At 41.1% G+C, this 13,933-nt stretch carries 25 protein-coding genes; all 25 read right to left on the bottom strand.

All coding sequences use genetic code 11. From position 1 onward, the window contains the following. Positions 1-10 precede the first annotated feature (10 nt). Positions 11-703, bottom strand: coding sequence for a histidine phosphatase family protein (locus tag KX728_RS08315; protein WP_000049279.1), 693 nt, complete (start codon positions 701-703; stop codon positions 11-13). Positions 704-939: 236 nt separating this feature from the next. Then, the gene (locus KX728_RS08320; protein WP_215804301.1) at positions 940-2,277 is read right to left on the bottom strand and encodes a PFL family protein; all 1,338 of its coding nucleotides are present in this window, start codon (positions 2,275-2,277) and stop codon (positions 940-942) included. Positions 2,278-2,286: 9 nt separating this feature from the next. Then, a complete protein-coding gene (locus KX728_RS08325) occupies positions 2,287-2,553 on the bottom strand; it encodes an ACT domain-containing protein (RefSeq protein WP_215804300.1) in 267 nt (88 codons plus the stop codon). A 263-nt stretch (positions 2,554-2,816) separates the two neighbouring features. Beyond that, entirely contained in the window at positions 2,817-3,203 is a 387-nt protein-coding gene (gene rplQ, locus KX728_RS08330; RefSeq protein WP_000331493.1) for a 50S ribosomal protein L17, read from the bottom strand. A gap of 11 nt (positions 3,204-3,214) precedes the next feature. Further along, on the bottom strand, positions 3,215-4,150 hold the full coding sequence (locus KX728_RS08335; RefSeq protein ID WP_000568984.1) for a DNA-directed RNA polymerase subunit alpha: 936 nt from the start codon (positions 4,148-4,150) through the stop codon (positions 3,215-3,217). Positions 4,151-4,192: 42 nt separating this feature from the next. Continuing rightward, the gene (gene rpsK / locus KX728_RS08340; protein WP_001118385.1) at positions 4,193-4,576 is read right to left on the bottom strand and encodes a 30S ribosomal protein S11; all 384 of its coding nucleotides are present in this window, start codon (positions 4,574-4,576) and stop codon (positions 4,193-4,195) included. 17 nt (positions 4,577-4,593) lie between these two features. Then, a complete protein-coding gene (gene rpsM / locus KX728_RS08345) occupies positions 4,594-4,959 on the bottom strand; it encodes a 30S ribosomal protein S13 (protein ID WP_000090781.1) in 366 nt (121 codons plus the stop codon). A gap of 17 nt (positions 4,960-4,976) precedes the next feature. Beyond that, positions 4,977-5,093, bottom strand: a complete 117-nt coding sequence (gene rpmJ / locus KX728_RS08350; RefSeq protein WP_001808836.1) for a 50S ribosomal protein L36 — start codon at positions 5,091-5,093, stop codon at positions 4,977-4,979. A gap of 24 nt (positions 5,094-5,117) precedes the next feature. After that, complete coding sequence (infA, locus tag KX728_RS08355; RefSeq protein WP_001029883.1) at positions 5,118-5,336, bottom strand: translation initiation factor IF-1; 219 nt, start codon at positions 5,334-5,336, stop codon at positions 5,118-5,120. A 116-nt stretch (positions 5,337-5,452) separates the two neighbouring features. Continuing rightward, positions 5,453-6,091, bottom strand: coding sequence for an adenylate kinase (locus KX728_RS08360; protein ID WP_001050433.1), 639 nt, complete (start codon positions 6,089-6,091; stop codon positions 5,453-5,455). A gap of 145 nt (positions 6,092-6,236) precedes the next feature. Beyond that, entirely contained in the window at positions 6,237-7,547 is a 1,311-nt protein-coding gene (gene secY / locus KX728_RS08365) for a preprotein translocase subunit SecY (protein ID WP_000465385.1), read from the bottom strand. A gap of 12 nt (positions 7,548-7,559) precedes the next feature. Continuing rightward, the gene (gene rplO / locus KX728_RS08370; RefSeq protein ID WP_000766089.1) at positions 7,560-8,000 is read right to left on the bottom strand and encodes a 50S ribosomal protein L15; all 441 of its coding nucleotides are present in this window, start codon (positions 7,998-8,000) and stop codon (positions 7,560-7,562) included. A gap of 144 nt (positions 8,001-8,144) precedes the next feature. Next, entirely contained in the window at positions 8,145-8,327 is a 183-nt protein-coding gene (gene rpmD, locus KX728_RS08375; protein WP_000057241.1) for a 50S ribosomal protein L30, read from the bottom strand. Between the two features lie 13 nt (positions 8,328-8,340). Then, positions 8,341-8,835 (bottom strand): 30S ribosomal protein S5, encoded by a 495-nt coding sequence (rpsE, locus tag KX728_RS08380; protein WP_215804299.1) that lies wholly within the window; start codon positions 8,833-8,835, stop codon positions 8,341-8,343. Between the two features lie 17 nt (positions 8,836-8,852). Further along, a complete protein-coding gene (rplR, locus tag KX728_RS08385) occupies positions 8,853-9,209 on the bottom strand; it encodes a 50S ribosomal protein L18 (protein WP_000624044.1) in 357 nt (118 codons plus the stop codon). A gap of 83 nt (positions 9,210-9,292) precedes the next feature. Next, a complete protein-coding gene (rplF, locus tag KX728_RS08390; RefSeq protein WP_000086624.1) occupies positions 9,293-9,829 on the bottom strand; it encodes a 50S ribosomal protein L6 in 537 nt (178 codons plus the stop codon). A gap of 193 nt (positions 9,830-10,022) precedes the next feature. After that, a complete protein-coding gene (gene rpsH / locus KX728_RS08395) occupies positions 10,023-10,421 on the bottom strand; it encodes a 30S ribosomal protein S8 (protein ID WP_215804298.1) in 399 nt (132 codons plus the stop codon). 284 nt (positions 10,422-10,705) lie between these two features. Then, positions 10,706-10,891 carry a type Z 30S ribosomal protein S14 gene (locus KX728_RS08400; RefSeq protein WP_001085697.1) on the bottom strand — a complete coding sequence of 62 codons (186 nt, stop codon included), beginning with the start codon at positions 10,889-10,891 and terminating at the stop codon, positions 10,706-10,708. A gap of 17 nt (positions 10,892-10,908) precedes the next feature. Next, positions 10,909-11,451 carry a 50S ribosomal protein L5 gene (gene rplE, locus KX728_RS08405; protein WP_000013542.1) on the bottom strand — a complete coding sequence of 181 codons (543 nt, stop codon included), beginning with the start codon at positions 11,449-11,451 and terminating at the stop codon, positions 10,909-10,911. 23 nt (positions 11,452-11,474) lie between these two features. Then, positions 11,475-11,780, bottom strand: a complete 306-nt coding sequence (gene rplX / locus KX728_RS08410; RefSeq protein ID WP_000497691.1) for a 50S ribosomal protein L24 — start codon at positions 11,778-11,780, stop codon at positions 11,475-11,477. Positions 11,781-11,962: 182 nt separating this feature from the next. Further along, positions 11,963-12,331, bottom strand: coding sequence for a 50S ribosomal protein L14 (gene rplN, locus KX728_RS08415; protein WP_000616545.1), 369 nt, complete (start codon positions 12,329-12,331; stop codon positions 11,963-11,965). 25 nt (positions 12,332-12,356) lie between these two features. Then, on the bottom strand, positions 12,357-12,617 hold the full coding sequence (gene rpsQ / locus KX728_RS08420) for a 30S ribosomal protein S17 (RefSeq protein ID WP_000440801.1): 261 nt from the start codon (positions 12,615-12,617) through the stop codon (positions 12,357-12,359). Between the two features lie 24 nt (positions 12,618-12,641). Continuing rightward, the gene (gene rpmC / locus KX728_RS08425; RefSeq protein ID WP_000772918.1) at positions 12,642-12,848 is read right to left on the bottom strand and encodes a 50S ribosomal protein L29; all 207 of its coding nucleotides are present in this window, start codon (positions 12,846-12,848) and stop codon (positions 12,642-12,644) included. Positions 12,849-12,857: 9 nt separating this feature from the next. Then, positions 12,858-13,271 carry a 50S ribosomal protein L16 gene (rplP, locus tag KX728_RS08430; RefSeq protein ID WP_000960946.1) on the bottom strand — a complete coding sequence of 138 codons (414 nt, stop codon included), beginning with the start codon at positions 13,269-13,271 and terminating at the stop codon, positions 12,858-12,860. A 3-nt stretch (positions 13,272-13,274) separates the two neighbouring features. Further along, positions 13,275-13,928, bottom strand: coding sequence for a 30S ribosomal protein S3 (rpsC, locus tag KX728_RS08435; protein ID WP_000529936.1), 654 nt, complete (start codon positions 13,926-13,928; stop codon positions 13,275-13,277). Between the last annotated feature and the right edge of the window lie 5 nt (positions 13,929-13,933).

A 13,933-nucleotide genomic window follows, 5' to 3' on the forward strand; every position in this document is an offset into this window, starting at 1 on the left:
CCACTTGGAGCTAATTTTTTATTTCTTCCATCTTCTCACGTCCGAGCTCTCGATAGCTACGGTCACCAACAACTTCTACGCTAAACTGACCGTCCTCATATTCAAGAATCGTCACGCTACCATTATCTAGACCATGTGGATGCATACCATTGATCAGATACACAATAGTCCCAATGGTCATTCCATGGCTGACGACGAGAGCATTGCCCCCACCTTGTTCTTCCATTTCTTTGGCAATCGCTTCAAAGCCTTCCTTGATTCGACCACTGAGTTTTTCCCAACCTTCAGCCCAGCCTGCTGTATCAACCTCTACCAAACCTTCTGCTAGTTCTGCATAGGACAACTGGTGAACATGGTCTACATTGAAAATTCTCGGAATCAATCCCATAAAGAGGTCCCCATCATAGGCTCCATCAAAACTACCAAAGCACCACTCTCTGATGCGCTTGTCCATGCGGTAAGGGATTTTTCCCTGCAGGCCAAGTTCTTCTAGGATAATTCCCATGGTTTGAATAGTGCGACCTGAATCACTGGAATAAGCGCGGTCAAACTGCAAGCCAGACTCTCTCAAGCCAATTCCCAGTTCATGGATTCCCAACTCACCTTCTGCAGTCAGGGGTGTATCACTCCATCCTTGAGCACGTCCAATTGTGTTAAACATCGTTTTCCCATGACGGACCAAGTACAATCTTACTTTAGACATTTTCTATCCTCCATTTTCTTCTATTATATCATGGATCAAAGAAATATTCGGCTTTCAAAAGCAAAGCCAACATTTGTAAATTATCCAAAAGAAAAGCTACCCTCATGGTAGCTTCCCTAGGAGATTATTATGAAAAAGTTTAGGATTTCTATTAAATAAAGTTAGGAGGTCTTTATTTAATGATTATAGTATACACAGTCATCCTTAAACTCAACTTAAATCCTCTCGCTTTTTTATTAATTTTTAAAACTATGGATTGGAGCTGGGATTTGCCCACCGCGAGAGATGAAATCAACAGACGAAGCCCCGTTGACCTTCATAACTGGAGCTGTCCCTAGCAAGCCTCCAAACTCAATCATATCGCCTTCTTTGCCCTTTGGAATAATACGGACGGCCGTTGTTTTCATGTTAATGACACCAATTGCCGCCTCATCCGCAATCATAGCTGCAATGGTTTCAGCAGGCGTATCTTCCGGAATGGCAATCATATCCAGCCCAACAGAACAGATAGCCGTCATGGCTTCTAGTTTCTCTAAATTCAGAGAGCCATCTTGTACCGCAGCAATCATCCCCTCATCTTCAGAAACGGGGATAAAAGCACCTGACAAGCCACCGACTTGGTTACAAGCCATCACTCCGCCCTTCTTAACTTGGTCATTCAAAAGAGCGAGGGCGGCCGTCGTCCCATGCGTACCAACTGTTTCTAGGCCCATTTCCTCAAGGACACGAGCCACAGAATCGCCAACTGCAGGAGTTGGTGCCAAGCTTAGGTCTACAATCCCAAAGTCAACACCCAGTCTCTCGCTGGCCATTTGACCGACTAGCTGACCAATACGAGTAATCTTAAAGGCTGTTTTCTTGACCGTCTCGGCTACTACATCAAAACTCTGTCCACGAACCTTTTCCAAGGCGCGCTTGACCACACCAGGACCCGAAACCCCGACATTGATGATAACATCTGCTTCGCCAACACCGTGAAAGGCCCCTGCCATAAAAGGATTGTCCTCAACAGCATTAGCAAATACGACCAACTTGGCCGCACCCATATCTGACAGCGTAGCTGTTTCCTTGATGATACGTCCCATATCAGCGACCGCAGTCATGTTGATACCTGACTTAGTTGAGCCAATGTTAACAGACGAACAAACCTTGTCTGTCTCAGCTAGAGCGCGTGGGATAGAATTGATGAGAATTTCATCTCCTTTTTGGTAGCCTTTTTGTACCAAAGCTGAAAATCCACCGATAAAGTCAACACCAATCTCCTTGGCAGCCTTGTCAAGTGCCTTTGCCAAAACAACATAGTCAGTCGCATCAGTCGCAGCACCAATTAAAGAAATTGGAGTCACCGATACCCGTTTATTAACAATGGGAATGCCAAGTTCTGCAGCAATCTGATCTCCTACAGCCACTAAATTTGCAGCTTTAGTGGTGATTTTTTGGTAAATCTTTTCAGCAGCACGATTGATATCTGGATCAATACAGTCCAAAAGGGAGATGCCCATGGTGATGGTTCTGATATCGAAGTTCTGCTCCTCGATCATAGCAATGGTTTCAGTAACTTGTCTAATATCCATGATGACCTCCTAGATATTATACATGGCGTCAAAAATCGCTGCACTTTGAATATTGATTTTAACATTCAAGGACTGACCGAAAGTTTCAAACTCATTTCGCAGATAAGTGAAATCTTGTTTTTCGTCCCTAGATACGACAGCCATCATGGTAAAATACTCATCCAATACCGTCTGAGAAATATCGTCAATATTCAAACCCAACTCTGCAATCTTAGTAGACACGCCTGCAACAATCCCAGACTTGTCCTTACCAACCACTGTAATAATAGCCTTCATCCTTATACCCCATTTCTACGATTTTTAGAAAACCTGAACGTTTTTGATTTTCTTTTTTCCTAGTATAGCATATTTCCGTAAAAAATACTAAAAAACGCCTGCTTACGAAGTTGTTCTTAAGAAAAAAACAATTTCGTAAACAAGCGTCTACCCTATCAAATGATGATGAGTGTTCCCGCTAGGACCGAAGTCCCAGCGGTAGACCAGAGCTAGACTAAGAGCACAAGACTCCATCATCATAACACTCAACAAAATTGATGATTTTATACTAATTCGATGATCGCCATTGGCGCAGCATCACCACGACGTGGTTCAGTTTTAAGGATACGAGTGTATCCACCGTTACGTTCAGCATAACGAGGTGCGATTTCTGAGAACAATTTTTGAAGTGCTGTAGTTGAAGTGTACTTATCAGTTGCTTCATCATAGTTTTCAGATGCGATTTCATTACGTACGAAAGCAGCTGCTTGACGACGTGCATGCAAATCACCACGTTTACCTAGAGTAATCATTTTTTCAACAGTTTTACGGATTTCTTTAGCACGAGCTTCAGTTGTCACGATTGATTCGTTGATCAAAAGGTCAGTTGTCAAATCGCGAAGCATTGCTTTACGTTGTGAGCTAGTGCGTCCTAGTTTACGGTAAGCCATGTATTCCTCCTTTATTTATCTTTTAATCCAAGACCCAAGTCAATGAGTTTGAGTTTCACTTCTTCCAAACTCTTGCGTCCAAGATTTCGTACTTTCATCATCTCTGCTTCAGATTTTTCTGTCAAATCATGCACAGTATTGATACCGGCACGTTTCAAACAGTTGTATGAACGCACAGACAAGTCCAGTTCCTCAATCGTACGATCCAAAATACGATCGTCAGATTCAGTATCAGCTTCTTTCATCACTTCAGTTGACTTAGCAATCTCAGTAAGATTTGTAAACAAATCAAGATGTTCTGTCAAGATACGTGCTGAAAGCCCTAAAGCATCTTCAGGAATAATTGTTCCATTAGTCAAGATTTCAAGGGTTAATTTGTCAAATCCATCATTGCTACCTACACGAGCAGGCTCTACTTGATAGTTGACTTTTGTAACTGGTGTATAAATAGAATCTACAGCAAGTGTTCCAACTGGCGCATTATCTTTTTTGTTTTCATCAGCAGGTACATATCCACGACCACTGTTAACAGTCATTGTCGCTTTTAGAGAAGAACCTTCACCAATTGTAAAGAGATAATGATCTGGATTTACAATCTCAATATCACTGTCAGTCAAAATGTCTCCAGCTGTAATTTCAGCAGGACCTTCAACGTCAAGTTCAATGATTTTTTCGTCTTCAACGTATGATTTCACTGCAATCCCTTTAATGTTCAGAATGATTTGCATCACGTCTTCACGAACACCTGGAACTGTATCAAACTCATGTAACACACCATCAATGTTGATAGATGTCACTGCTGCTCCTGGTAGAGAAGCTAGTAGTACACGACGAAGAGAGTTACCAAGAGTTGTACCGTAGCCACGTTCAAGTGGTTCGATTACAAACTTGCCATAATCTTTATTTTCATCAATTTTTGTTATATTTGGTTTTTCAAACTCAATCATTTAGTTACTCCCTCTTAAACGAAAAGCAGTGTAATGCGATGATTATACACGGCGACGTTTTGGAGGACGAGCACCATTGTGTGGCACTGGAGTCACATCACGAATTGCTGTTACTTCAAGACCAGCGGCAGCAAGCGCACGAATAGCTGACTCACGACCAGAACCTGGACCTTTTACAGTAACTTCAACTGATTTAAGACCGTGTTCTTGTGCAGATTTAGCAGCAGCTTCAGAAGCCATTTGAGCAGCGAATGGTGTAGATTTACGAGAACCTTTGAAACCAAGAGCACCAGCTGATGACCAAGCAATTGCATTACCATGCACATCAGTAATCATAACAATAGTGTTATTAAATGTAGCGTGAATATGAGCAATACCAGATTCGATATTCTTTTTCACACGACGTTTACGTGTTGGTTTAGCCAAGACTTTTACCTCCTATATTATTTTTTCTTACCAGCAATCGCAACAGCTTTACCTTTACGAGTGCGAGCGTTGTTTTTAGTGTTTTGTCCACGGACAGGAAGTCCACGACGGTGACGAATACCACGGTAAGAACCGATCTCCATCAAACGTTTGATGTTCAAGTTTACTTCACGACGAAGGTCACCTTCAACTTTGATTGCATCCACTTCACGACGGATAGCATCTTCTTGATCTGATGTAAGGTCACGTACACGAACATCTTCTGAGATTCCAGCAGCAGCCAAAATTTTCTTAGATGTTGCAAGTCCGATACCATAAACGTAAGTCAATGAGATTACTACGCGTTTGTCATTTGGAATGTCAACTCCAGCAATACGAGCCATGTTTTCTCCTTTCTATCTTATCCTTGACGTTGTTTGTGTTTTGGATTTGCTGGGCAAATTACCATAACACGACCATTACGACGAATTACTTTACAGTATTCGCAAATTGGTTTGACCGATGGTCTTACTTTCATTTCTTATCCCTCCAAGTTTTTCGATTATTTAAAGCGGTAAGTGATACGTCCACGTGTCAAGTCATATGGACTCATCTCGACAGTAACACGATCTCCCGCTAAAATACGAATATAGTTTTTACGAATTTTACCAGAAACTGTTGCTAAAATCTGATGTCCATTTTCAAGTTCAACCGTAAACATTGCGTTAGGCATTGTATCGACTACTTTGCCTTCAACTTCAATCACATCGTCTTTTGCCACGCAAAAGCACCTCCATAAATTTCGATTCGATGCCTCTGAAAACAGAGACAACAATTATAAGTCAGACTATCTCAGTATAACATTTGTAGCGATTTTTTGCAAGTGTGAAAAACGCTTTATTTCAAATTTGTCAATACTTTTTCGATGTCTTTGAACACATCATTGATATCTTGATTTCCTTCGATATCGTGGACCAAACCTTTGGCACGGTAGTGAGCAATGATTGGTTCACCTTGTGCAATATTCACATCCAAACGACGCTTCACTGTCTCCGGTTTGTCATCTTCACGTTGGTAGTAATCTTCCTCTTTATAGTCAACTGGTGGGTTGAAAACTTTGTGGAAGGTTTCACCTGTTTCGCGATGGATGATACGGCCACTCAAACGTTCCAAGAGACAATCTGGGTTCACTTCGATATTGATCACACCTTCCAGTTCGATACCAAGTTCCGCCAATGTTTTGTCCAAGGCATGAGCTTGTTCAATCGTACGTGGGTAACCATCCAACAAGAAACCTGTTTCTTTGATGTCGTCCTGAGAAAGGCGTTCTTTAACAATTCCATTTGTAACTTCATCCGGAACCAACTCACCTTTGTCAATATATGACTTGGCAAGTACACCCATTTCAGTTTGATTAGCCATAGCAGCACGGAACATATCTCCAGTTGAAATGTGTGCCACGTGGAATTGCTCCACAATTTTAGCTGCTTGCGTTCCCTTACCTGCTCCAGGTAAGCCCATAATCAAAAGATTCATGATAGGATCTCCTTATTTTGTATTTAAATAGAAGCAGAAATTCGTTTCAACCCCTATTTAAAAACAAAATAGAAGAGGGGAGACGAAAATCTCTCTGATAGATAGACCTTCATACTCCACTCTCTAAGCAAAAGTAATCTTGCTTTTATTCTGTTTTGTCCATGAAACCAACATACTTACGTTTCAATAGGTAACCTTCTAGCTGTTTGATTCCTTCGATACCAGTTGAGATAATGATCAAAAGACTCGTTCCCCCAAAAGCAACAGCTTCTGAAAGACCAAAGACATCTTTTGCCACAATCGGCAAGATTGAAATCACACCAAGGAAGATTGATCCGACAGTCGCAAGGCGACGAAGAAGTTTCGACATGAATTCTTCAGTACCCTTACCAGGACGGACACCATGAATGTAGGCTCCACTCTTTTGCAAGTTTTCTGCTGCTTTCTCTGGATTGATCTGTACAAATGTATAGAAGAATGTAAAGAGAATGATCAACAAGGCATACATGGCAACACCTGTTGGAGATGTTGTAGATAACATTTCCTGTGCTGTACGTACCCAAGCCCAATCATGACCTGTAGCACTCAAAAATTGAAGAATGGCTGCAGGTGCTGCTGTGATGGAACTTGCAAAGATAACTGGGATAACCCCCGCTGGGTTTACCTTCAAAGGAAGGTATGAGCTTGATGGGGCTCCTTGAGCAACTTTTGTATATTGGATTGGAATTTTATATTCTGCCTGTTGAACAAAGGTTGTAAAGTATACAATCAACAAGACAGCGATAATCAAAATAACGACAAAGATAATAGATGAAGTCAAACGGCTACTTGGAATATTGACGAAGTAGTCAACATAGATTCCTTTAATCATCTCAGGGATTGAAGCGACAATACCTGCAAAGATGATCATAGAAACACCGTTTCCGTATCCCTTATCTGTAATTTGTTCCCCGAGCCAAGTTACAATCATACTACCTGCTGTGAGGATAATACCGATAGTAACAAAGACTTGTGGTGTTAAAGCTGTCGTTAATAATTTTGCTCCAGAAAGAGTGTTAAATCCTGCTGTAATCCCGATAGATTGAACAAATGCAAGCACAAGTGCAATGTAACGAGTAGCCTGGTTTAGTTTTCTCCGTCCTACTTCCCCTTGTTTGCCCCATTCTACAAACTTCGGTAAAATATCCATTTGTAGCAATTGAACAACGATGGAAGCAGTGATATACGGACTTACTCCGAGTGCAAAAACGGAGAAGTTCTTCATGGCATTCCCTGAAACAAGACTAAGCATGTTCAAGAAAGATAAACCACTGAGAGCTTCCAAACTTTTTGCATTCACACCTGGAACAGTGATACTTGTCCCAATACGGAAAACAAGAATGATAAAAATCGTAAAGAGAATTTTTGATCGAACTTGTTTAACCTTGAGCGCTTCTTTTAGTAATTTAAAAAACATGGGTCACCTCTCTTAGATGACTTCTACAGAACCACCTTTAGCAGTGATAGCTTCCTCAGCTGATTTAGAGAATTTAGCTGCTTTCACAGTCAATTTCTTAGTCAACTCACCGTTACCAAGAATTTTAACTCCTGATTTTTCAGCTTTCACAATTCCTGCTTCGATAAGTACAACTGGAGTTACTTCTGCACCGTCTTCAAAGACGTTCAATTGGTCAAGGTTTACAATTGCGTATTCTTTAGCGTTGATGTTAGTGAATCCACGTTTTGGAAGACGACGGAACAATGGAGTTTGTCCACCTTCAAAACCAAGGCGAACTCCGCCACCGCTACGAGCTTTTTGACCTTTTTGACCGCGACCAGATGTTTTACCGTTACCTGATGAAGTACCACGACCAACACGGTTACGTACTTTACGAGAACCTTCTGCAGGTTTCAATTCATGAAGTTTCATTATTATTTTCTCCTCTTTTGTAAAATGCTAGCGCCGATAAGAGAGAAAAGGTTGTCTCCCTTATCAACTCGCCTATACATTGTCATCTTAGATGACTATATCTAGTTTTAGGGGATGAGTATTGCCACATCCCCTAAAAATTCATTAGTTTACTTCTTCAACTGTTACCAAGTGAGATACTGCAGTGATCATACCACGGATAGCAGCGTTGTCTTCTTTGATAACAGAGCTGTTCAATTTGCCAAGTCCAAGTGCTACAACAGTTTTACGTTGTGATGGAATGCGTCCGATTGGAGACTTAGTCAAAGTAATTTTAATTTGAGCCATTTTATCCCCTTTCTTATGCCAAATCAGAAACTGAAATACCACGAAGGGCAGCAACTTCTTCAGCGCGTTTCAATTGTTTCAAACCTTCAACAGTTGCGCGAACAATGTTGATTGGAGTGTTAGAACCAAGTGATTTAGATGTAATATCTGCCACACCTGCCAATTCCACAACGGCACGAACTGCACCACCAGCGGCAACTCCAGAACCTTCTACAGCAGGTTTCAACAATACTTTAGCTCCACCGAATTCTGAAAGAACTTCGTGTGGGATTGTTGTTCCAACCATAGGAACTTCAATCAAGTTTTTCTTAGCATCTTCTACTGCTTTGCGGATTGCTTCTGGAACTTCTTGAGCTTTACCAGTACCAAATCCTACGCAACCGTTGTGGTCACCAACAACAACAAGAGCTGCGAAACGAAGACGACGTCCACCTTTAACAACTTTTGTAACACGGTTGACAGCAACTACGCGTTCTTCTAATTCAACTGCATTGTCTTTAAATGCCATTTTCTAGTGTCCTCCTATTAGAATTTCAATCCGTTTTCACGAGCTGCATCAGCCAAAGCTTTCACACGTCCGTGATATAGATATCCACCGCGGTCGAACACCACTTCTGAAATACCTTTAGCGTTTGCACGTTCTGCAACGAGTTTACCGACAGCAACGGCTTGTTCAGTTTTAGTTCCTTTTGAAACTTCTTTGTCAAGAGTTGAAGCACTTGCGAGCGTTACACCCGCTACGTCATCAATCACTTGAGCGTAGATGCCTGTATTAGAACGGAATACGTTCAAACGTGGGCGATCAGCAGTTCCAGAGAGTTTTCCGCGAACGCGACGGTGGCGTTTTTGGCGGAGTTTGTTTTTATCTGGTTTAGAAATCACAGTTTTCACCTCTTTAGTTTTAAATCGTGTGCTATGCACTAAGTTGGAAAATAGGTTGGTGGTTAAAAATCAACCACTCAACATTATTTACCTGTTTTACCTTCTTTACGGCGAACGAATTCACCAACGTAACGGATACCTTTACCTTTATATGGTTCTGGTGAACGAAGGCTACGTACGTAAGCAGCTGTTTGACCAACTACTTCTTTTGAAATTCCACTAACAACGATTGTTGTTGGGTTTGGAAGTTCAAAAGTAATTCCTTCTGGAGCTTCAACTTCGTCTGGATGAGATTTACCAACAGCCAAAACAAGTTTAGATCCTTGAAGTTGTGCACGGTAACCAACCCCGCGCATTTCAAGTTCTTTCTTGAATCCTTCTGATACACCAATTACCATGTTGTTCAAAAGGGCACGAGTAGTTCCATGGATTGTTTTCATTTCTTTTGAATCGTTTGGACGGTGAAGAGTTACTTCAGTACCTTCCACACGAATTTCAATATCTTTTGAGAACTCACGAGTAAGTTCTCCTTTAGGTCCTTTTACAGTTACAACGTTGTCATTGTTAGTGATTTCAACACCAGCAGGCAACACGATAACTTTATTACCAATACGTGACATGTTTTTATTCTCCTGTTAAATTGTCAGGCCATAACGGCCAGTTTTCACGGGGGTTAAAGATACTTATTGAGTTCAATAGCTAAATTGAACACGCTCTAAGAACTGTGCAAAATAGATAAGTTGGCTTGTTTGTAAACAAACTTCTCCAACTTCCTAATTTTGCTTTGTTCTTTACGAGCTTTGTATCTTGATTTTACCAAACGTAAGCGATAACTTCTCCACCAACGTTCTTTTGGCGAGCTTCTTTATCAGTAAGCAAACCTTCAGAAGTTGAAAGAATAGCAATTCCAAGTCCGTTAAGAACTTTTGGAAGATCTTCACGTTTTTTGTAGACACGAAGTCCTGGTTTAGAAACACGTTTCAAGTTAGTGATAACTTTTTCACCGTTTGGTCCGTATTTAAGGAATACACGGATGATGCCTTGTTTGTCATCTTCGATGATTTCTACGTTCTTAACAAAACCTTCGCGTTTAAGGATTTTAGCAATCCCTTTTTTGATGTTTGATGCAGGTACTTCAAGTACTTCGTGTTTTGCTTGGTTAGCGTTACGAATACGAGTTAGGAAGTCTGCGATTGGGTCAGTCATAACCATTTTGTTTTTCTCCTCTTACTAGTAGTTTGCAAGTTGCACTTGCTAGTTAATACATGATACAAAGAGCGTAACAGCAAGAGCAAAAATAGGCAATTTGATGCAGGAGCGATGCTCCAAAGCAAATTGGTCTTTTTTGCCAAAGCTGTAGCTCGTGTTCAAATTGGAAAGCCCAACTGAACCTGGGCTAAACTCTGTGTGAAAAAGATAAACTTTCCTAGAAACTTCAGTTTCTTCGTCAAGTTTCCTATTTCCACTTGGAGTTTTGACGCCCTTGATATCTTAAATTACCAAGATGCTTTTGTTACACCAGGAATTTGTCCTTTGTAAGCTAATTCACGGAAGCAAACACGGCAAAGTTTAAATTTGCGGTAAACTGAATGTGGACGACCACATTTTTCACAACGAGTATAAGCTTGAGTAGAGAACTTCGCTGGACGTTTGTTCTTAGCAATCATTGATTTTTTAGCCATTAGATTTACCTCCTATATTATTTTGCAAAAGGCATTCCAAGGCCTGTAAGCAATGCACGTGACTCTTCGTCAGTGTTAGCAGTTGTTACGATAACGATGTCAAGACCACGAGTTTTGTCAACGTCATCAAAGTTAATTTCTGGGAAGATCAATTGTTCTTTCACACCAAGAGTGTAGTTTCCGCGTCCATCAAATGATTTTGTAGGAACACCGTGGAAGTCACGCACACGTGGAAGTGAAACTGAAACCAATTTGTCCAAGAATTCGTACATACGTTCACCACGAAGGGTAACTTTTGCACCGATCGCTACACCTTCACGAAGACGGAAGCCGGCGATTGATTTTTTAGCTTTAGTGATAAGTGGTTTTTGACCTGAGATAAGTGCCAATTCTTCAGCAGCTTTTTCAAGACTTTTAGCGTTTGATACAGCTTCACCAACACCCATGTTCAAAACGATCTTATCTACTTTAGGCACAGCCATCACTGATGAGTAGTTGAATTGTTCTGTCAAAGCAGGAACTACTTCATTAAGATATTTTTCTTTTAAACGATTTGCCATTATACTTCTCCTTTCCTTCGTGATTAATCAAGCACTTCGCCTGATTTTTTGTTGTAGCGAACTTTTTTACCGTCTACAAATTTGTAACCAACACGACCAGCTACACCATTTTTGTCCAATACTTGAACGTTTGATACGTGGATAGCTGCTTCTTTCTCAATGATACCACCTTGAGGAAGCTCGTTAGTTGGACGTTGGTGTTTCTTAACGATGTTGACACCTTCAACGATAACTTTGTTTACTTTTGGAAGGGCAGTAAGGACAACAGCTTCTGTTCCCTTATCTTTACCAGCGATTACGCGAACTTTGTCGCCTTTTTTTACAAACATTAGGTTTCTCCTTGATTTTTCTTACGCCCATAAGGGCACCCTAGCATTAAGCTAGGGGACTAGTTTGCTTGTTTTTGCTCTGCGAAAATCAAAGCAATCCTTCGTCAGTTTCAACTCACCTAACTTAAGTTATGTTTTCGTCTTACTTCCTAGACTTGTTTTAATTTTCTTTGAGCAACCAATTAAAGTACTTCTGGAGCAAGTGACACGATCTTCATGAAGCCACCTTCACGCAATTCACGTGCAACTGGGCCAAAGATACGTGTTCCGCGAGGAGTTTTGTCTTCACGGATGATAACTGCTGCGTTTTCGTCAAATTTGATGTATGAACCATCAGCACGACGAGCACCTGATTTAGTACGAACGATAACAGCTTTTACAACGTCACCTTTTTTAACCGCACCACCAGGAGTAGCTTGTTTTACAGATGCCACGATAACATCACCGATGTTTGCAAATTTACGTCCTGAACCACCAAGAACTTTGATAGTCAAGATTTCGCGCGCACCGCTGTTGTCTGCGACTTTCAAACGAGTTTCTGTTTGAATCATTTCAGTTTTCTCCTTTCAGGTTTGATTAGATGATGACCGCTTCTTCAACAACTTCTACAAGACGGAAACGTTTTGTAGCTGAAAGCGGACGAGTTTCCATGATACGTACGATATCGCCTTCTTTGGCAACATTGTTTTCATCATGTGCTTTGTATTTCTTAGAGTAGTTAATACGTTTACCATAGACTGGGTGGTTACGTTTTGTTTCAACTACAACTGTGATTGTCTTGTCCATTTTGTCAGATACAACACGTCCAACAAGAACTTTACGATTATTGCGTTCCATTGAAATTTCTCCTTCCCTAGTCTATTATTTCGCTTCAGATTGAACTGTTTTGATACGAGCGATTTGTTTTTTAACTTCTTTCAAGCGAGCTGTTTGTTCCAATTGACCAGTAGCAGCTTGGAAACGAAGTTCAAACAATTCTTTTTTCAATTCGTTTTCGCGCTTCGCGAGTTCTTCTTGAGAAAGACCACGAAGTTCTTTAACAAATTCTTTTACTTCATTAAGTTTCATGCCTTCTCCTTATTCTGCTTCACGTTTTACGAATTTACATTTAACTGGCAATTTGTGGCTAGCAAGACGAAGCGCTTCGCGAGCAATCTCTTCAGATACCCCAGCGATTTCAAACATCACTTTACCACGTTTAACTGGTGCTACCCAACCTTCAGGTGCCCCTTTACCAGATCCCATACGCACACCGATAGCTTTAGCAGTGTATGATTTGTGTGGGAAGATTTTAATCCAAACTTTACCACCACGTTTCATGTAACGAGTCATGGCGATACGAGCAGCTTCGATTTGGCGGTTAGTGATCCAGTGGCTAGTTGTAGCTTGAAGACCGTATTCACCGAATGCTACTTCTTTTCCACCTTTTGCTTCACCGCGCATTTTTCCACGGAATTCACGACGGTGTTTAACACGTTTAGGTACTAACATTGGTTATTTACCTCCTTTAGTGTTTTTACGAGCTGGAAGAACTTCACCACGGTAGATCCATACTTTAACACCAAGTTTACCGTATGTAGTATCTGCTTCTTCCCAAGCGTAATCGATATCTGCACGAAGTGTGTGAAGTGGAACAGTTCCTTCAGAGTATCCTTCAGCACGGGCGATATCTGCACCGTTCAAACGACCTGATACTTGAGTTTTGATTCCTTTAGCTCCAGCACGCATTGCACGTTGGATTGCTTGTTTTTGTGCACGACGGAAAGCGACACGTTGCTCCAATTGACGAGCAATTCCTTCACCTACAAGGTGAGCATCCAAATCAGGTTGTTTGATTTCGATGATGTTGATGTGTACTTGTTTTCCAGTCAATTTGTTAAGTTTTGCACGGAGTGCATCAACGTTAGCACCACCTTTACCGATAACCATACCTGGTTTAGCAGTGTGAAGTGAAACGTTAACTTTGTTTACTGCGCGTTCAATTTCGATAGTTGAAACTGCTGCGTCAGCAAGTTCTTTTTGAACGAATTTACGGATTGCAAGATCTTCATGAAGGTAATCCGCGTATTCTTTTTCAGCATACCATTTGGCATCCCAATCACGGATGATGCCGACACGCATACCAATTGGATGTACTTTTTGACCCACGATGT

Source organism: Streptococcus oralis (assembly GCF_019334565.1).
Lineage (GTDB): Bacteria > Bacillota > Bacilli > Lactobacillales > Streptococcaceae > Streptococcus > Streptococcus oralis_CR.